The sequence below is a fragment of the uncultured Dubosiella sp. genome (assembly GCF_964018005.1).
Lineage (GTDB): Bacteria > Bacillota_I > Bacilli_A > Erysipelotrichales > Erysipelotrichaceae > Dubosiella > Dubosiella muris.
The window spans coordinates 37,999-55,552 of sequence record NZ_CAXHOA010000009.1; the positions used below are offsets into that span (position 1 = coordinate 37,999).

At 53.7% G+C, this 17,554-nt stretch carries 16 protein-coding genes; 13 read left to right on the forward strand and 3 right to left on the reverse strand.

Features of this window, described 5'->3' with window-relative positions:
- Position 1 precedes the first annotated feature (1 nt).
- The gene (locus ABNS49_RS07525; protein ID WP_135979583.1) at positions 2 to 1,267 is read right to left on the reverse strand and encodes a helix-turn-helix domain-containing protein; all 1,266 of its coding nucleotides are present in this window, start codon (positions 1,265 to 1,267) and stop codon (positions 2 to 4) included.
- Positions 1,268 to 1,426: 159 nt separating this feature from the next.
- Between ABNS49_RS07525 and ABNS49_RS07530 the strand changes: the two genes are divergently transcribed.
- Positions 1,427 to 1,735 carry a hypothetical protein gene (locus ABNS49_RS07530; RefSeq protein WP_348688152.1) on the forward strand — a complete coding sequence of 103 codons (309 nt, stop codon included), beginning with the start codon at positions 1,427 to 1,429 and terminating at the stop codon, positions 1,733 to 1,735.
- The gene (locus ABNS49_RS07535; protein WP_348688153.1) at positions 1,732 to 1,875 is read left to right on the forward strand and encodes a hypothetical protein; all 144 of its coding nucleotides are present in this window, start codon (positions 1,732 to 1,734) and stop codon (positions 1,873 to 1,875) included. Before ABNS49_RS07530 ends, ABNS49_RS07535 begins: the two co-directional genes overlap by 4 nt.
- 35 nt (positions 1,876 to 1,910) lie before the next feature.
- On the opposite strand, the gene ABNS49_RS07540 is transcribed toward ABNS49_RS07535, so the two are convergent.
- Positions 1,911 to 2,792, reverse strand: a complete 882-nt coding sequence (locus ABNS49_RS07540; RefSeq protein ID WP_135979581.1) for a class I SAM-dependent methyltransferase — start codon at positions 2,790 to 2,792, stop codon at positions 1,911 to 1,913.
- Between the two features lie 155 nt (positions 2,793 to 2,947).
- On the opposite strand from ABNS49_RS07540, the gene ABNS49_RS07545 reads away from it, so the two are divergent.
- From ABNS49_RS07545 to ABNS49_RS07555, 3 genes are read left to right on the forward strand one after another with little or no spacing between them, the layout of a single operon-like run.
- On the forward strand, positions 2,948 to 3,628 hold the full coding sequence (locus tag ABNS49_RS07545) for a hypothetical protein (RefSeq protein WP_135979580.1): 681 nt from the start codon (positions 2,948 to 2,950) through the stop codon (positions 3,626 to 3,628).
- Positions 3,629 to 3,668: 40 nt separating this feature from the next.
- The gene (locus ABNS49_RS07550; protein WP_135979579.1) at positions 3,669 to 4,841 is read left to right on the forward strand and encodes a hypothetical protein; all 1,173 of its coding nucleotides are present in this window, start codon (positions 3,669 to 3,671) and stop codon (positions 4,839 to 4,841) included.
- A 26-nt stretch (positions 4,842 to 4,867) separates the two neighbouring features.
- The gene (locus ABNS49_RS07555; protein WP_135979578.1) at positions 4,868 to 5,584 is read left to right on the forward strand and encodes a GTP pyrophosphokinase family protein; all 717 of its coding nucleotides are present in this window, start codon (positions 4,868 to 4,870) and stop codon (positions 5,582 to 5,584) included.
- Positions 5,585 to 5,643: 59 nt separating this feature from the next.
- Here ABNS49_RS07555 and ABNS49_RS07560 read toward each other — a convergent pair whose 3' ends face one another.
- Complete coding sequence (locus ABNS49_RS07560; protein ID WP_305084712.1) at positions 5,644 to 7,671, reverse strand: LCP family protein; 2,028 nt, start codon at positions 7,669 to 7,671, stop codon at positions 5,644 to 5,646.
- Positions 7,672 to 7,809: 138 nt separating this feature from the next.
- Between ABNS49_RS07560 and ABNS49_RS07565 the strand changes: the two genes are divergently transcribed.
- The 8 genes from ABNS49_RS07565 to ABNS49_RS07600 are packed head-to-tail and all read left to right on the forward strand — an operon-like array spanning position 7,810 to position 17,474.
- Complete coding sequence (locus ABNS49_RS07565; RefSeq protein ID WP_135979576.1) at positions 7,810 to 9,927, forward strand: UvrD-helicase domain-containing protein; 2,118 nt, start codon at positions 7,810 to 7,812, stop codon at positions 9,925 to 9,927.
- A 48-nt stretch (positions 9,928 to 9,975) separates the two neighbouring features.
- A complete protein-coding gene (gene ligA / locus ABNS49_RS07570) occupies positions 9,976 to 11,979 on the forward strand; it encodes an NAD-dependent DNA ligase LigA (RefSeq protein WP_135979575.1) in 2,004 nt (667 codons plus the stop codon).
- Positions 11,966 to 13,042: a CamS family sex pheromone protein gene (locus ABNS49_RS07575; protein ID WP_135979574.1), complete on the forward strand. Its 1,077-nt coding sequence runs from the start codon at positions 11,966 to 11,968 to the stop codon at positions 13,040 to 13,042. Before ligA ends, ABNS49_RS07575 begins: the two co-directional genes overlap by 14 nt.
- Positions 13,043 to 13,053: 11 nt before the next feature.
- Entirely contained in the window at positions 13,054 to 13,347 is a 294-nt protein-coding gene (gene gatC, locus ABNS49_RS07580; RefSeq protein ID WP_135979573.1) for an Asp-tRNA(Asn)/Glu-tRNA(Gln) amidotransferase subunit GatC, read from the forward strand.
- 1 nt (position 13,348) lies between these two features.
- Entirely contained in the window at positions 13,349 to 14,725 is a 1,377-nt protein-coding gene (locus tag ABNS49_RS07585; protein ID WP_135979572.1) for an amidase family protein, read from the forward strand.
- A gap of 3 nt (positions 14,726 to 14,728) precedes the next feature.
- A complete protein-coding gene (gatB, locus tag ABNS49_RS07590) occupies positions 14,729 to 16,153 on the forward strand; it encodes an Asp-tRNA(Asn)/Glu-tRNA(Gln) amidotransferase subunit GatB (RefSeq protein WP_135979571.1) in 1,425 nt (474 codons plus the stop codon).
- 9 nt (positions 16,154 to 16,162) lie between these two features.
- A complete protein-coding gene (locus tag ABNS49_RS07595) occupies positions 16,163 to 16,756 on the forward strand; it encodes a hypothetical protein (protein WP_135979570.1) in 594 nt (197 codons plus the stop codon).
- 55 nt (positions 16,757 to 16,811) lie between these two features.
- The gene (locus ABNS49_RS07600; protein WP_135979569.1) at positions 16,812 to 17,474 is read left to right on the forward strand and encodes a Type 1 glutamine amidotransferase-like domain-containing protein; all 663 of its coding nucleotides are present in this window, start codon (positions 16,812 to 16,814) and stop codon (positions 17,472 to 17,474) included.
- Positions 17,475 to 17,554: the final 80 nt, after the last annotated feature.

Here is a 17,554-nt window from a genome sequence, read left to right on the forward strand (position 1 = left end):
TTTAAAGATTCGCAAACTGCAAATAGTCATTCCAGCGTTTTTGTATGCGATACGCTTCCTGAAACGAACCCAGGGAACAATAGTAGTCCGATAGCAGGGGATACAAAACCATCTCGAGTTCCACATCCCGAAAATCGGGCAGTTTTTTAAAAAGTCGCTCAATCAAATAATCCGGCACGTTTTTATCATCCATTATACGTTCCAAAATGGTGAAAAACGAGTTGATGAAATTCACACGAGGGTCGGATGAAAAAGAATGTCGAAAACGAGTAATCGACTGTCTGGCCGATTGGATATCCCCTAGTTTGTAGTAGCCATACGCGAAGGTGATATAAATATCGGGAAACCGGCTGCCTAATCGTTCCGCTTTTCGGGCTTTCTCTATCGCTTCTTCGTATTTCCCTTGCAGGAGGGAACACCAGGAAGAGCTCGCGCAAATTCTAGAAATTATTTCTTTTTCATCAATTTGAGATTGAGAATGTTCAAGATTCCTATATATTTCCTGAGCTAGAGGATAGAGACCTAGCTTTATATAAAAATTTCCTTTGTTTAGCTTCGCATAAAGTAATCGACGATAAGCGCCCGCTTTTTCCAGACTGTGTTCGCATTCTTCTAAATATTGAAAAGCGCCTAAACATTTATATTGTTTATAAATAAGAATGAGATGGTAAAGAATCAGTCCGCGTAGGCCATCACAATTTGCTCCATGACAAAAACCAAGTGCTTTTTGGAAAGACTGAATTTGTCTCATAAACATTTGATCGTTTTTAAGGGAACCGGAAGCACCGTTTATGTCATATAAAAGGGCATAGTATCGAGGGTCGACAAAAAAATTTGAATCAATCAAATATTGAGTGGATTCCATACAGTCTTTTTCCTGAATGCATTCGTATATATTTTGAACTACCAAATAATGAAAGAAGGCGAAGGAATCCCTGTATTGTGAATGATCAATAAAATTCTCTATTTCATACATAGAAGAAGGGTAAGTGACAAAAATCAAAGACTGAATGCATTTGAAGACAAACGCGTCTGCATGATCCACTAAAGAGAGATCAAATGAAAAATGAAAATCAGGATCAAGATTTTCAAAAAAAGAAATGGCTTTTTTAAACGTCGCGTCATCCATTTCTTGTTTGCCGGCCTCGATTTTGCTCAAAGAAGAGTTGCTGATTCCGGTGTTTTTCGCTAAATCTTTCTGGGAAATTTCATAGTATTGCCGTAAATACTGCGTGTATAACGGATAAAAGGCTGTGTTTATTTTCATCTTTGAATCGTTTCTTCCTTTTGTTTATATATTATATATTGAAATTCTTTCTTTTTTATCTTTGTTTTGCTCAAAAAGAACATAGACATAAATACATATATATTGTATCATTACGCCATAAAAACAAGGAATTTTTTTAGAAGGAAAGGAGAGCGTAAAATGACAAAAGCACTAAAGATGATTGGAATATTGAACACAGGACTCGCCCTGCTGATTTTCATATTGAATTTTGGTAAGCCGATCCATTTGTATTTGATTGGAATGTCCGAACAAGGCGATCTTCAAAATTCGGCGTTTGTTTTCCTGCTTTACGGATTGCTTATGGGATTATCGGTTTTGTTCCAAAAAATCGGCTTGGAAAGTGGAAGCGAAGCGGGGAAATTCAAATTTTCCAATATCGGTTTTTTGCTTCTGGAAACCCATCGGCTAAAAGGGTGGTTCGTCGCTTCTTTTCGATTTTGGCTTTGATCGTGCAAGGAATTTTACTGTTTCAGCTTGGCTGTATTTTCTTTCAAACCCGCCTGTCTGGCGCGTGGTTCGGGTACGCGGCCATCGGCTTCGTCGTCGCCGATTTGATGTATTTGTTTTTGAGTCTATACAAAAAATGAGATAGAAAAAAGGAGCGTTTTTTGCTCCTTTTTGTCTATTTCTTGTCCGGTGTCCAGCGCCCGAAGATGCCGCACGGCAGAACGCCCTCGTTGGTCGTAACCGGGAGCAGGTTTTCCCCCACTTCGATTTCTCCCTTTTGTTTGATGGCCCGCTTGAGCACCTCGTCGAGCGTGCAAAGCGAAAAGCCCGTCGTGTAGCAGTTGACAATCAAAAACAACGGATCGTCGCTGAGCAGCTTGGCCGCCTCGCTCACGAGCTCGTACAGCTGGTTTTCCAGCTTCCACACTTCGTTTTTCGGCCCGCGCCCGTAACTTGGCGGATCCATGACGATGCCGTCGTACTTGCGTCCGCGACGGATCTCGCGCTGGATGAATTTCAGCACGTCGTCCACGATAAAGCGGATCGTATGGTCTTCGAGGTGGTTGAGGCGCATGTTTTCCTTGGCCCATTCGTTGATGCCTTTGGATGCGTCCACGTGCACGACTTCCGCCGCGCCCGCTTTGGCGCACGCCATCGTCGCGCCGCCCGTGTAGGCGAACAGGTTGAGGATCTTGATGTCCTTTCTGCCGTTTTTTTCCGCCTTTCGAATCGTGTCCATCATAAAATCCCAGTTGCTTGCCTGCTCAGGAAACAGGCCTGTGTGCTTGAAGCCGGTCGGGGAAATCTTGAACCGCAAGTCTTTGTACGCGATCGTCCATTCCTCTTTTAATTGTTTTTTGTATTCCCAGCTGCCGCCGCCCTTGTTGGAACGATGGTAGACGGCGTCCGCCTTGTTCCATGGCGTTTCCTGCTCGATCGGCCAGATGGCGACCGGATCGGGACGGCGCAGCACGACGTCGTTCCAGCGTTCCAGCTTTTCTTTATTGCCGGTGTCGATGACTTCGTAATCGACCCAGTCCTTTGCGATTTGATTCATAAAACAGCTCCTTTGCGTCGCTTTCATTATACTCGAAACGCCCCCAAAAGCCTAAACAATCGCTGTGGAAGAAAGAAGGGATTCGTTTTTGGCCACCATAGTCTTGGGTGCGCGCATGTGGTATACTAGGACTTGATTAGAGATGAGGAACCACAATGAATGCAATTTGTAAATATACGCGCGCTTTTGTGCTGGCCGGCCTGCTCGCCTTCGCCATGCCGCTAAGCGCGTGTTCTAGCGGCAAACAAGCCGATCGCGAAAAGACGGAGGAAAAGGCCGTCAAGTACACCGTGAAGGAAAACGACACGTATTGGGCGCCCGAGGATCCGACCCAGTACATCGCCAAGACGTACGACGACGTCACCGCCACGCTGGGGGCGGCGGACCAAAAACAAGCCGAAGCCGTCGCGAAGGCGTTTCTCGCCGATTTCTTCACGCTGTCCAACAAAGACAACGACGGCGACATTGGCGGACTGGACTACATTCCTTCCGCCAGCGTCGAAGCGTTTTCCGAATACGCCAAATACTACTACTACAACAACTACGCCCAGATTTTAACGAACGAGGGAAAAGCGGCGCTGCCGCAAGTCGTGAACGTCAAGCTCACCGACATGGCGCCGGCCAAAGTGTCGTATCTTGACAAAGAGTACGACGGCTACACGATGAACGCCGCGATGGAATACGCCGACAGCAGCGAAGCGTCCAACTTTAAAACGAACGCGAAATGTACGATGATAAAAATGAAGGACGTCCACTACGTTCCGGGCTCGGATGTGACGAGCACGAAGGAAGCGGGCGAGCCCAAAGATGTGTATCGTATGATTGCCGTGGAATGATACAAGACACTTCGGTGTCTTTTTTTGGAGGAATAGAAAAATGTATGTACAACTCATATGCAAAGACCGCAATGAAAAAGAAATGAATGAACTGTATGAAGTGCTCGGCGCCTTGTGCGAGCGCGAAGGCGTGCAAATCGAGGACCGGGGCGCCAGCGTCGAGATCCTCGTGTGTCCGCAAGGGAAAATCGTCGTGACCGAAGACGACATGACGATGGTCATGACCGCCAACACCCGCCACGCCGGCGCGGGCTTCCACGCGTTTGTCGTCGACTTGTTCAAAGACATCGAGGAGGAAGTGCCCGGCGAGTACGAGCTGATCGACGATTTGGAGTACGCCAATGACGAGGATTTCCACCGCCTGCATCATGTGTATGAAAACGAGCTCGACTACATACGCAAGCTGCTGCTGACCGATCCCGCGTTTCGCCAAAAAAACTACTTGTACGACGAAACGTACTTTTTGCCTATGGAAAAGGAAAACCGCGTGCTGACTTCGATTGGCGACATGGACCGCGACACGTTCATGCACAAGGAGCTGCACGATTTGATGGACGCGTTTTACGTATGGAACGACTGGGACCGGGACGCCCGGTTTTACCGCAACGCGGCCTTGACGCTACTGGCCAAAGAAGGCGTGGGCGCCTACACGAACATGAACGAGCAGACGAAAAAAGTCGCCAACGAAGTGTGCGACGACTTGGAAATCGCCCATGAAAAAGATCCGGAGCTGCCGCTTCCCGTCAAGGAATACACCGAGCTGGTCGACTTGCTTGGCCGGGAAAACAAGCTCAAAGACGCGCCAAAAATGGAAAAGGACGCGATCCAGTACCGAACCGAAGACGTATACCATTTGTTCGACGACGCCAGAATCGTCGCGCCCGGCGCCGCGGAACGAAGCTATGACCCCATTACGAAATCGGTCAATCTCATGGCACCGTATACCGACGACGGGCAGTGGTCGTGGCTCATCCAGGCCAGCACGCACCCGGACATCGTGACGAATCGAAAGGCGCTCGAGGAACAGGAGCCCGAGCTGGTGGATGGCAAAAGCATCTGGTTCGACGACTGGATGGAAGACGGCTACTACGTTTTGGAAGCGATGCTTCGTTACGACAACCGCACGCTCTACTTCCACGATGTGGCGGTTTCCGAGCGGGAAATTCCGTATTTGAAACAATGCGTTCGCCAAAGCGGTTTTATGAGTGAATAAAGAAAAGGAAAGTTCAGGAAAGAGAAATGACAACATGGAAGGAAAAATGGGAACGGGACATTGAAAAGCCCAATCCTGAGATCCTGGAAAAATTCCAGGCCAAGTCGCAGGAGTTTTTGACGTGGATGACGTATTATCGTTCGGCTTTACGCGAAGTGGAAACGAAGTTCCAGATTTTAGCGGATGAATGCGCGCTTCTAAACGACCGCAATCCCATCAACGACATCCAGACGCGGCTCAAGTCGCCCCAAAGCATCACGAACAAGCTCCAGCGCAAAGGCCTCGCGCTCACGAAGGAAAACATCGAAAACGAAGTGCTCGACGTGGCCGGCGTGCGCGTCGTCTGCTCGTTTATCGACGACATCGACCGGCTCGCCAAGGCGTTTTTGGAACAGGACGACGTGCGGCTCGTCAAAAAGAAGGACTATATCCGCCACCCCAAGCCCAATGGCTACCGCTCGCTCCATCTAATCGTGGAGACGCCCATCTTTTTGATGCATGAAAAGAAAATGATGAAAGTCGAAGTGCAGCTACGCACGATCGCGATGGAGTTCTGGGCCTCGCTCGAACACCAGATGCGCTACAAAAAGGACTTGTCCAACGAACTCGTCGAGTCGCTTTCGGAACATTTGTTCCAGTGCGCGGAAATCAGCTCGCTGCTCGACACCCACATGCAGACGATTCGCAACAAAATCGACTACGAAACGTTCCTCGCCGAAGGGGAAAAGCTCGCCGACGAGTGAAGCGACACAAGAAAATCCCGACAGGAAATCCTGCCGGGATCTTTTTTATCCATTTTTTTCTATTCCGCTGTTCCGGTATCCGCCGGCGGCGTGACCGGTTCGGATGGTGTCGTGGAACCGCCATTATCGCCCGTACCCGGATCGGTGGCTGGTGGCGTCGTCGTTCCACCCCCATCGCCCGTGCCCGGATCGGTGGATGGCGGCGTGGTTGTCGTTCCATCTCCATCGCCCGTGCCCGGATCGGTGGCCGGCGGCGTGACCGGCTCGCTCGAGCCCGTGTTTTCGCCTCCCGTGTCCGGCACATAGTCCGGCTGGGAAGGGACGTAATAATCGTAAACCGGCGCTTGCGGAACGACGATTTCAATGTTGTTGGTTTGCGCCCGCTGTTCGGAAGCCCCCGCGTTGGAAGAATCCACCCGGTCGATGCCGTAGTACACGCTGTACGGGTTGAGGCGGTCGGCCGCGGCGCTCGTAATCATGAACTCGCTGACGCTTTGATCTTTCGGGTATTTGATCGTGCATTGCGGGTTCGTGCTCAAGTTGAACGCGAAGTTTTTCATCGGCGACGAGTCGTACATGCGCTGGTAGGCGTTGTACACTTTCACGATGTCGCCAGGACTGAGCAAGTAGCAGCTCAGCGGCAGACTTGGCATCGAGACGGTCGTCAGCGTCGCGTCCGTTCCGCCCTTGAGTGTGATCGAATCCACGCTCCACGGCTTCACGTCGCGCAGCTGTTTGGAAACGAACGACTGGATGGCCGAAAGCGGCATGTTGGTCGCCACGTATTTGCTGGCGACATTCATCAAGTCGTTGATGTGGGAAATGCCTTCGGCCGTCGTCAGCTTTTTCATGATCGCCTGAATGATTTGCTGCTGGGCGTTTTCGCGACCCGTCGTGCCATAGCCTTCCGTCTTGCGGTGGCGGGCGTAGGCGAGCGCCTCTTTGCCGTTGAGCGTCTGCATTCCCTTTTTCAAATAAATCTTGTCGCTCTTTTTAAAGCTGCGGTTCTCGTCTTGCTCGTTGAAGTCGATTTTGACATCCACGTCCACGCCGCCCAGCGCGTCCACGATATGGATGAGCGACTGGAAGTTCACCTTGGCGTAGTAGTCGATGTCGATGCCAAACGCCTCCTCGATGCCCTCCATGCTGTTGAGGGCGCCGTCGTTGCCCAAATGCGTCAGCTTGTCCGACCCGTTTTCCAAAGCGGGATTAGGCACGTAGCTGTCGCGCGGAATCGACACCGTCGTCATCTGGTTGTTTTGCGGATCCACCATCACGAGAATGTTGACGTCGCTGCGCGCGTCGATCGAAGGATCGTCCCCTTCGTCGATGCCGGCCACGTAGACGACAAACGGCTCTTTGGAAATGTCGATGTTCGACGTCACCGGCGTGATTTCGCGCTCGGCCTTGAACGTCTCGATCGTCTTGGTGTCCTTTTCAATCGACTTGTACTCCTCGCGCAGCAGCGAGATCCGGTTGTGCGGAATGAGCAGGCCGTCGATCTCGCCGGCCTGCAGCTTCTCGTACAGTTGCTGGTAGTCGTTCATGTCCACGTACTCGACCGTGGCGGTTTGCGTGTTGATGTCCGCCATCGCCGCGCTGGACGCAAACGAGTCCGCGTGGTTCGAGTAGCCGATTTTCTTTTTGGCGAAATCCTCGACGGAATCCAGACTGGAATCGGCTTTCGTGAGCAAGTCGATCTGGATCACGCTTTGTCTGGCGGACGTGATGTCGTTGAGCGTCACGTACGTGTTGTTGAGCGTGTAGGCGCCAAAACCGGCCCCCGCGATATACAGCAGCAGGACGATTCGATACAGCGTCGCTTTCCAGCCGCCGCTTTTTCGCTTGATCAGCAAAATGAGCAAAATCAAAACGAAAGCGAGCAGGACGCCGGCAATGCTGAGCACGATTTGCAGTTCGAACATGCTCAAACGATATAGACAAAACAGCAAAAAGACCGTCACGGCCAAAGCCAGGACCCATTCGATCCAGTCCAGCCATTTTTTCGGCGTTTTCGGTTTCTTCGGTGTCGTATCTATAGGGGGTTGATTCAGGACGGATACGTCCTTCTTTTTCACTTTTTTCATAAAATCACCAAGTTTATAGTACCATCTTTGCACCCAAAAGAAAATTCCGAAACGGGAAACCGGGGCGGATTCGGACAAATCCAAGAATTTCCCGAGCGAAACCATGAAGTATGGTAAAATGAAGAACGGTGATAAATTATGCTTGAAACAAGTTTACATACATTAAACGAGCCGCAGCGCGAAGCCGCGACGACGATCGACGAGCACGTGCGCATCATCGCCGGCGCCGGATCGGGAAAAACCCGCGTCCTGATGGCCCGCATCGCGTACTTGATCAACGAAGTCGGCATCCTGCCATGGCGCATCATGGCCATCACGTTCACGAACAAAGCCGCCAACGAGATGAAAGAGCGGTTGCGCGCCATGATTGGCGATGTCGCTTCGGATGTGCGCATCTCGACGATCCACTCGCTTTGCGTGCGCATCCTGCGCGAGGACGGACAGGCGCTCGGCTACCCGAAATCGTTCGCGATTCTCGATCCCGACGATCAAAAGTCCATTTTGCGCCGGCTCGTCAAGGAAAACGGCATCGACAAAAGCGAAGCCGCGCCCGGCGCGGTCATTTCCTATATTTCCAACAACAAGTCCTCGGACGTCTCCGTCGAGCAGGCCCAGAAGCTGGCCGGGCGGCACCACAAGACGTTCGCCTTCTTGTACGAGCACTACGAAAAGACCCGCAAGGAAATGAAAGCGATGGATTTTGACGACTTGCTCTGGGAAACAGACCGCTTGCTCAAAACGGAGCCGGCGATCCGCGACAAATGGCAAAACCGGCTGGAGTACATTCACGTCGACGAGTTCCAGGACGTCGATCCGATCCAGTATTCCATCATCCGGCAGCTTTGCGCGCCCGCGACCCGGGTGTGCGTCGTCGGCGACCCCGACCAGACGATTTACACGTGGCGGGGCGCCAGCGTGGATATCATTTTGCGCTTCGACCAGGATTTCGTTCCTTGCCGCACCATTATTCTTAACGAGAACTACCGTTCGACCCGCTCCATTTTGGAGGCGAGCAACCAGCTGATCGCCAACAACATGGACCGCATCGAAAAGGAGCTGTTCACCAGCCGCGAGGAGGACGAGCCCATCGTGTACCACGAGGCAATCGAAGACAGCGAGGAGCCGTTGTTTGTCGCCCGCAAGATCCAGGAATTCCACAAGCAGGGTGTCGCCTACAACGACATCGCCATTCTGTATCGCTCCAACTACTTGTCGCGCGCTTTTGAAAAGGCGTTTCGCTCGATTGGCCTTCCGTACCGCATTTATGGCGGCATCCGCTTTTACGAGCGGCAGGAAATCAAGGACATCTTGTCGTATTTGCGGCTTTGCACGGATGTTGACGAGGACGATCCGGACCGCTTCGCGCTCGATCTGGCCGTGACGCGGGTCATCAACGTGCCCAAACGAAGCATTGGGGAAAAGACGCTCGACAAAATCCGGGCGCAGGCGTCGGCCGAGCATTTGAATTTGTACGACGTCCTCTCGCATCCGGAAGGGTTCGCCAAGTCGACGACCGCCAAGCTCGTCAAGTTTTACGACATGATCGAGGACTTGAAAGCCATACGGCACGCGTCCGGACTGCTGGCGATGTTTGACGCGCTGCTGGAAAACAGCGGCTACAAAGCGATGCTGGAAGGGACCAAAGAGGAAGACCGGCTCGAAAACATCATGGAGCTTCGTTCCGATATCGCCGACGCCCTCAAAGCCGATCCGAACACGACGCTCGAACAGTATTTGCAGGATATCGCGCTCTTTACCGACAAAGAGCAGGAAGGCGCTGGCGAAGGCGGGGTGACGATGATGACCGTCCACGCCTCCAAAGGGCTGGAGTTTCCGGTCGTGTTCGTCGTCGATCTCAACGACGGCATCTTTCCTAGCGGCCATTCGCTGGACGAGGGAGGAAAACGGGCTTTGGAGGAGGAGCGGCGGCTGTTGTACGTCGCGATGACCCGCGCGAAAAAAAGCCTGGTCGTCACATGGAGCAACGGATTCAGCTACGTGCTTCAAACCTTCAAAACGCCATCGAGGTTTTTGATGGAGCTGCCGTACGCCAGGCAAAGCGCGCCGGTTGCCGCGCCGTCTTCCAAAAATAAAAAAGCGGCCGGCAAATACCGCCGGGGCGATGTGGTCGATCACGACAAGTACGGCCAGGGCGTTGTCGTCGACATCGACGGGACGGTTGGCAAAGTGGCGTTTGGCCACAAATTCGGCATCAAAAAAATCGACTTGTCGCATCCCTCGATCCATAAAGCATGATGGAACCGGTCCGTTAGTGGTATAATTAAGGTTCAAGGTGGAAATACAATGAGGACACAACTGACAGAACAACAACGAATCGAACAGCTGCGAAAGCTGCTGGAAAAATACGCCATAGAATATTACGACAACGACGCGCCCAGCGTCAGCGACCAGGAATACGACCGCCTGATGCAGGAGCTCATCGCTTTGGAGGAAAAGCATCCGGAACTGGACGATCCCAACTCGCCAAGCCGCCGCATTATCGGCCAGGTCATGGAAGGGTTTGAAAAAGTCGTCCACGCCCAGCGCATGCTTTCTTTGGGCAACGTCTTCAACAAAGAGGAAATCGAAGAATTTGTCAACCGCGTCGCCAAGGAGGCGAAGGACCCCGAATTTGTCGTCGAATGCAAGTACGACGGACTGGCCATGTCGCTGGAATACGAAAACGGCCGCTTCGTGCGCGCCGTAACGCGCGGGGACGGCGTGACGGGGGAGGATGTCTCTAACAACGTGCGCACCATCGCCAGCATTCCGATGTACATCGACACCAGGGAACGCGTCGAGGTTCGCGGCGAAGTGTATATGCCGAAAAAGAGCTTTGAAAACCTCAATACGCTGCAGGCGACGCTTCATTTGCCGCTGTTCGCCAATCCGCGCAACGCGGCCGCCGGCTCGATCCGCAATTTGGATTCGACGGTTTGCCTGCATCGCAAACTCGACGCGTACTGGTATTATTTTCAAAACGCCCGCGATTTTGGCTTGCGCACGCAGGAAGCGGCGCTGGACGCGATGAAAGACATGGGCTTCCGCGTCAATCCGATTCGCAAGGTGTGCAAAACCGCCGACGAGATTTACGATTTCATCGAGGAAATCGGCCGGCAGCGCGGCGAGCTTCCGTACGAAATCGACGGCATGGTCATCAAGCTCAACGACCTCGAGGACCAGCAGCGCATGGGCATTACCGCCAAGGCGCCCCGCTACGCGACGGCGTACAAGTTTCCGGCCGAAGAAGTGCAAACCCGCCTTCTGGACATTTTCGTCAGCGTGGGCCGGACCGGCCGGATCACGCCCAACGCCGTTTTGGAACCAGTCCGCGTGGCGGGCACGCTCGTTTCCAAAGCGACGCTGCACAACGAGGACATGATCAAGTCCAAAGACTTGCGAATCAACGACATCGTCGTCATCCGCAAAGCGGGTGAAATCATTCCGGAAGTCGTCAAAAGCGTGCCCGAGCGCCGCGACGACACCCAGATCCCCTACCAGTATCCAACCGACTGTCCGGTGTGCGGCAGCAAGCTTGTCCGGCTCGAAGGGGAGGCCGAGCATTTTTGCATCAATCCGGACTGCCCGGCCCGTATCGTCGAAAGCATGATCCATTTCGCCTCGCGCGACGCTATGGACATCGACTCGCTCGGAGACAAAAAGATCGAACAGCTGCACGAGTGGCATTTCCTGAACTCGATCGAGGACATTTACCGCCTGCATCGCCGCCGCGAAGAGCTGCTGGAAAAGAAGGGGTATTCGCAAAAAGGCGTCGACAAGCTGCTGGAGCACATCGAGGCGTCCAAAAAAAGGCCTCTCGCCAACTTGCTTTTTGGATTAGGCATCCGGCTGGTCGGCAAGAAGGGAGCCGCGATTTTGGCGGAGCACTTTGGCAGCATGGACGCCATTCGCGCCGCCAGCGAAGACGAGCTGGCCGCGGTCAAGTTTATTGGCGGCGTCACCGCGCAAAGCATCCGCGCCTATTTCTCGGAGCAGGAAAACGTCGAGCTGATCGAGTTTTTGAAGCGGGAAGGCGTGAACATGACGCAGGAGCGCGTCGAGAAAAAAGAGTCGGTTTTCACAGGAAAAACGGTGGTGCTGACCGGCAGGCTCAAGATGGCGCGCAACGAAGCGAAAAAGATTCTCGAATCGCTTGGCGCCAACGTCGCGGGTTCCGTTTCGAAAAAGACGGACTATGTCATTTACGGCGAGGACGCCGGCAGCAAGCTGGCCAAGGCGCAGGCGCTCGGGGTGCCGCAAATGAGCGAGGAGCAATTCGAACAGGAGGTGGACAATGCGAAAGCGTAAACGCTGGCCGCTGGCCGCGCTGGCTTGTCTTTGTCTGACGGGCTGCGACATCGCCAACACGCGCGACGCGTCGTATTTGACGTCGGGCGACTACACGGCGGCGCTGCCGTTTCAGGAAAACGACACGCGCGTCAAGCACGTTTCCCTGATTTCGGATATGGATGTGCGTATGCAAATGGAGGAAGGGCTGATGGACTTGTCCAGGCAGTATTTCTCGCCTAACGACGTCGCCTTCCGCTCCCACACGTTTTTGGACTATGACGAGCTGGACGCCACGGATGGCTCGCGCGGCTTGCTTGGGACGCTGCGCGACGGCAATCCGAACGGCTTGAATCCCAACGCCAACGAGGAGTTCGACACCGGCAACGGCGTCGTGCAGGGCGGGATCATCCTCGTGGATATTTACGAGCTGGACTGGTACGCCAACGACCGCCTGGCGGGAATTTCGCTAGGTTTGATCGTCAACGACAAGATCAACTACAACAACCAGGACTACGAGATCACGCCCGAGAAGATGGAAAACTATTTGAATGTCACGTTCAGCAAGCTTGTCACGTACATGCGCGAGCGCTTTAACGAGGTGACCGTCAACGTGCCGATTTTCGTGGCGGCCTACGAGCTCGATTCCGATCCGCTCACGTCTTCGCCAGGCGGGTATGTGTATGATGGCTACTTCGATGGAACGAACAGCACGTTCCACAACCTCGACCAGACGCAGGCGACGGTGCCAAGCGCGAAATTCACCGAACTCGACCCGGAAATGGCGGCCGATTTTACGGAATTTAAAAACGCGCTGCTCAATGTCCTGCCCGACGCCACGTACGTGACGGGCGAGGCCAAGCTGAACAAGGGCGTGACGCAAAAGCTGTCGCTGACGGTGACGGCCCACGGCAAGACGCTGGCCGAAGTCATGGCCATCACGCAGGAGGCCAAGGAAAAGATGAATTTGTTTACCGATACGGAGTGCGCGTATGTGGTTACGGTCAAAAACGACGACGATGTCTACGCCCTCATGCGGCGGGCCAAGGACTCGACGAACGTGCTCATCACAACGGCGATATAAAAGGAGAAACAATGGAAAAATTCAGCAACGAATATTTTAAAAAACTCGCGAACGATTTGAAATTCGATCTCAGCGACGAGGAAATCGAGGCGTTGAAAAAGGATTTCATCGCCCTGGAACAGCAGGTGGAGCTGTTTGATTCGATCGACACGGCAGGCGTGGAGGCGATGGTGTACCCATTCGAGACGCCGACTGTCTACGTGCGTGAGGATGTCGTCGAGGAAGTGCTCGACCAAAAAGACGCGCTGAAAAACGCGAAAGATGTCAGAATGGGACATGTCCATGTTCCGAAGGTGGTAAAGTAGGATGAAGATCAATGAACAACGCAGCGCGAGCGAAACGATCGCGCGCATGAAAGCGAGCCAGCCGGTGCTCAACGCCGTCGTTTCCTTTTACGACGATCCAAAACCGGAAAGCGAAACCGGAAAGCTGGCGGGCGTGAACGTCGTGCTCAAGGACAACATCAACACGAAGGATCATGTCACGACGGCCTCGAGCCGGATTTTGGAAAACTATGTCCCTGTTTACGACGCGACGATCGTGAAAAAGCTCAAAGACGCGGGCGCCGTCATCGTGGCTAAAGCGAGCATGGACGAGCTGGGCATGGGCGGAACGAACAAAAACGCGCTCACAGGCGCCGTGCACAATCCATACGATCCGTCCCGGATCTCGGGCGGAAGCTCGGGCGGAAGCGCCGTGGTCGTGGCGGCCGATCTGGTGCCGCTTTCGATCGGAACCGATACGGGCGACTCGATTCGCAAGCCGGCCGCCTACAACGGGGTCGTGGGCGTCAAGCCAACGTATGGCCGCATTTCCCGCTATGGCATCATTCCTTACGCCAGCTCGCTGGATCACGTGGGCTATTTCACGACGAACGTCAAAGACGCGGCGCTGGCGCTTGAAGTGTTGGCGGGCCGGGACGACCACGACATGACGTCGTCCAACGAGCCGGTGGGCGCGTACAGCGAGGCGCTGAATGGCGACTTGAGCGGAAAGACGATCGCGATTTTCAAGACGGTCAACGACGAGGTGCAGGACGAAACGATCCGCTCGGCGTTCGCGGCGCTCGAGGAAAAACTCAAGGCGGCCGGCGCGACGTTGGTGGAGCGCGAAATGCCGCGCGAGTACATGGAGCTGATCGCGCCGGTTTACCGGACGATCGCCAACGCGGAAGCGACCGCGAACCACTCCAACTTGGATGGCATCCGGTTTGGACGACGTGTGGATGGCGACTCGGTGGAAGATGTGATGACGCGCTCGCGGACCGAAGGATTTTCCAGCTATGTCCGGGCGCGGTTCGTGATCGGCTCGTATTCCTTGTTTGAGGAAAACCAGGACCGGCTGTTTCGCAAGGCGCAAAAAATCCGCCGTCTGCTGGTGGACGCGTACGCGAAGATGTTCGATGGCGTGGATGGCGTCCTTTCGATCGCGGCGCCGACGATCGCGCCGCACATCGAGGAGAGCGCGGACTTGCGTTTTGGCGCTTCGTCTTTCGCGGAAGAGCATATGCAGCTAGGCAACTTTTCCGGTTATCCTTCGATGACGCTGCCGCTTGGCAAAGAGGATGGCATGCCGTTTGGCGTGCTGCTGGCGTGCAAGCCGTTTGAAGAGCAGACGATGTTCGACTTGGCGCAAGGCATCGAAGAGCTGACCGGACTGGCCAATCAGGTGAAAGAGGGGTAGAGCATGAGCAACTATTTTGTAACGATCGGAATCGAGATCCATTGTGAATTGAAAACGAAAACGAAGATGTTCTCCAGCGCGCCGACGTCGTTTGGCGAGGTGGCCAACACATGCGTCAACGAAATCGACCTGGGCCATCCGGGAACGCTGCCTTGTGTCAACAAGCACGCGATCGAGCTGGCGATCAAGGCGTGCACGGGCATGCACTGCGCGATCGACCCGCTTGTGCGTTTCGACCGCAAAAACTACTACTATTCCGATTTGCCAAAGGGCTATCAAATCACCCAGCAGTTTTTCCCGATTGGAAAAGACGGCTACGTGGAAATCGACGTGGATGGCGAAAAGAAAAAAATCGGGATCGAGCGCATTCATATGGAAGAGGACACCGCCAAGCAGTTCCATAAGGAAACGGGAACGTATATCGACTTCAACCGGGCGGGAACGCCATTGATTGAAATCGTGTCGCGGCCGGATATGCATTCGGCCAAGGAGGCGGCGGCCTATGTGGAAACGCTGCGCAAAAACCTCTTTTATCTCAACGTGTCGGATGTGAAAATGGAAGAGGGAAGCATGCGCTGCGATGTGAACATTTCCCTAAGCGCCGATGAAAACACGCTGGGAACGAAGGTGGAGATCAAAAACCTGAACTCGATCGCCAACGTGCAAAAGGCGGTACAGGCGGAAATCGAGCGGCAGTCGGCGCTGCTGGACAGTGGCGAAGAGGTGGAGCAGGCGACGCGTCGTTTTGACGAGGCGCAGAAGACGACGATCCTGATGCGGAAAAAAGAAGGCAACGTCGACTACAAATACTTCCCGGAACCGAACATTTTCCCGATTCAGCTGGACGCGGCGTGGATCCAAAACATCCAGGACCATTTGGAGGAGCTGCCGGACGCGCGAATCGAGCGGTTCATGCGCGACTATGGATTGAACGACTACGACGCTGGCGTGCTCGTGGCGGACCGGGCGATGGCCGACTACTTCGAGGCGGTCGCGAAGCAGACGAAGGAAACGAAGAAGGCTGCCAACTGGATCATTGGCGACATGTCGGCGTGGCTGAACAAAAACGCGAAAAATTTCGAAACGATCGAAGTCGAGCCGCAGGCGCTCGCTACGCTGATCGACTTGATTTCCAAGGGCGAGATCAGCGGCAAGCAAGGCAAGGTCGTGTTCGAGGAAGTGATGCTGGGCAAGGATCCAAAACAAGTCGTCGAGGAAAAGGGCATGAAGCAGGTGTCGGACGACGGCGCGATTTTGGCGCTCGTCAATTCGGTGCTGGATGCCAACCCGCAATCCATCGAGGATTATAAAAACGGCAAGGACCGGGCGATTGGCTTCCTTGTCGGGCAAGTGATGAAAGCGTCGAAAGGACAGGCGAATCCGAAGCGAACGAACGAGCTGATTCGTGAAGAGCTCGCCAAACGATAGGAGAGAAAGATGCCGGATTTAAAAAAATTCCAACTGAAAAAGAAAACGCCGTCGAAGCAGAAGGTGAAGCAAGGGCATAAGCTGGTGTGGCTGACGTTGATCATTATCGCGATTCCGTGCGTGCTGGTCGGGTACGTGCTCATTACGAGCATGGAGCAGCAAAACCAGCCGGTCGTGGGCAACCGGTTCCAAAAAGGGGACATCGACCCGAAGATCACGCAGGACCAGCTCGACCAGCTTCAGGCGAGCCTGAGCGAAATCGGAGGCGTGGAAGGCGTGACGGTCAACTTGAAGTCGGCGACGTTGCGCGTCCATCTCAACGTCATGGACGACGCGAGCCAGGATCAAATCAACGCGATCGTGGACGAGGCGTACAACCGCGTGGCCGCGATTTTGCCAATCGAAACGTACTTCACAAACAACGAGAACGGAAAAATGTACGATTTGGAAGTGGATGGCTACAACTATTTGGTGGACGAGGCCCATCCGCAGGAAAGCCAGATTTACATCAAGGTGACGAAGACAGGCGCGGGCAACCGGGTGACCGACTACCTGACGCAGCCAAAAGACCAGGATCTTGTCAACCAGATCGTGCGGCAGTAAAACACAGAGGAACACTTCGACGAGGTGTTCTTTTTTTGAAAGGAGAAAATCAAACATGATCAACATCTTGATGAACACGAGCATGATCGACGAGAAATGGTGCGTGCCGGTTTTGAAGAAGGCGCTCAAGCCGGGCATGAAAGTGTGCGTCGTGGCGCTGTCGTTTTTTGACGACACGAAAACCGGGGCCGACTGGAACCGGCAGTTCGCTCCGGGACAGGGCATTTGGTACCGCAGCAACCACGACGTGTTTTTTCGCTACGGCATCCGCGACGAGGACATTTCGTGGATTCGCTATTTTTCGGATTCGACCGAGGACATGCGCCGGAAAATCGAACAGGCCGACGTGCTCATGCTGACGGGCGGCGCGCCTGATCTTGCGATGAAGCGAATCAAGGAAAAAGGATTGAAAAAAGCGCTGAAGCGCTTTTCGGGCGTCGTGATCGGGTACAGCGCCGGGGCGATGATGCAGCTGGACCGCTACCACATCACGCCCGATGCGGACTATCCTGATTTTTCGTATCAAACCGGTTTGGGATATGTGAATGGTTTTGACATCGAGGTGCACTACGCCAACAACGCGCATCAAAACGGATATATCGAAAAGGTGCGGCAGGAAACCGGCAAGCCGGTGTACGCGATGTACGAGGATGGTGGCATTCTGATCGACGAAGATCGAAAGATCACATGTTTTGGCCGGGTCGATTTGCTGGAATGAGAAAATAATGCGAAAAAAGGAAGGACAAATGCTGGATGAACGCCGGGAGCCCTTCCTTTTTTGCGCTTTTTTAACTTTTT

Coding starts and splice junctions, on each gene's coding strand:
- gatC (WP_135979573.1), top strand. CDS start 13,054: ATGGAAAAATTCAGCAACGAATATTTTAAAAAACTCGCGAACGATTTG.
- ABNS49_RS07550 (WP_135979579.1), top strand. CDS start 3,669: ATGTATGTACAACTCATATGCAAAGACCGCAATGAAAAAGAAATGAAT.
- ABNS49_RS07530 (WP_348688152.1), top strand. CDS start 1,427: ATGACAAAAGCACTAAAGATGATTGGAATATTGAACACAGGACTCGCC.
- ABNS49_RS07545 (WP_135979580.1), top strand. CDS start 2,948: ATGAATGCAATTTGTAAATATACGCGCGCTTTTGTGCTGGCCGGCCTG.
- ABNS49_RS07540 (WP_135979581.1), bottom strand. CDS start 2,792: ATGAATCAAATCGCAAAGGACTGGGTCGATTACGAAGTCATCGACACC.
- ABNS49_RS07525 (WP_135979583.1), bottom strand. CDS start 1,267: ATGAAAATAAACACAGCCTTTTATCCGTTATACACGCAGTATTTACGG.
- ABNS49_RS07595 (WP_135979570.1), top strand. CDS start 16,163: ATGCCGGATTTAAAAAAATTCCAACTGAAAAAGAAAACGCCGTCGAAG.
- gatB (WP_135979571.1), top strand. CDS start 14,729: ATGAGCAACTATTTTGTAACGATCGGAATCGAGATCCATTGTGAATTG.
- ligA (WP_135979575.1), top strand. CDS start 9,976: ATGAGGACACAACTGACAGAACAACAACGAATCGAACAGCTGCGAAAG.
- ABNS49_RS07600 (WP_135979569.1), top strand. CDS start 16,812: ATGATCAACATCTTGATGAACACGAGCATGATCGACGAGAAATGGTGC.
- ABNS49_RS07565 (WP_135979576.1), top strand. CDS start 7,810: ATGCTTGAAACAAGTTTACATACATTAAACGAGCCGCAGCGCGAAGCC.
- ABNS49_RS07575 (WP_135979574.1), top strand. CDS start 11,966: ATGCGAAAGCGTAAACGCTGGCCGCTGGCCGCGCTGGCTTGTCTTTGT.
- ABNS49_RS07555 (WP_135979578.1), top strand. CDS start 4,868: ATGACAACATGGAAGGAAAAATGGGAACGGGACATTGAAAAGCCCAAT.
- ABNS49_RS07585 (WP_135979572.1), top strand. CDS start 13,349: ATGAAGATCAATGAACAACGCAGCGCGAGCGAAACGATCGCGCGCATG.
- ABNS49_RS07560 (WP_305084712.1), bottom strand. CDS start 7,671: ATGAAAAAAGTGAAAAAGAAGGACGTATCCGTCCTGAATCAACCCCCT.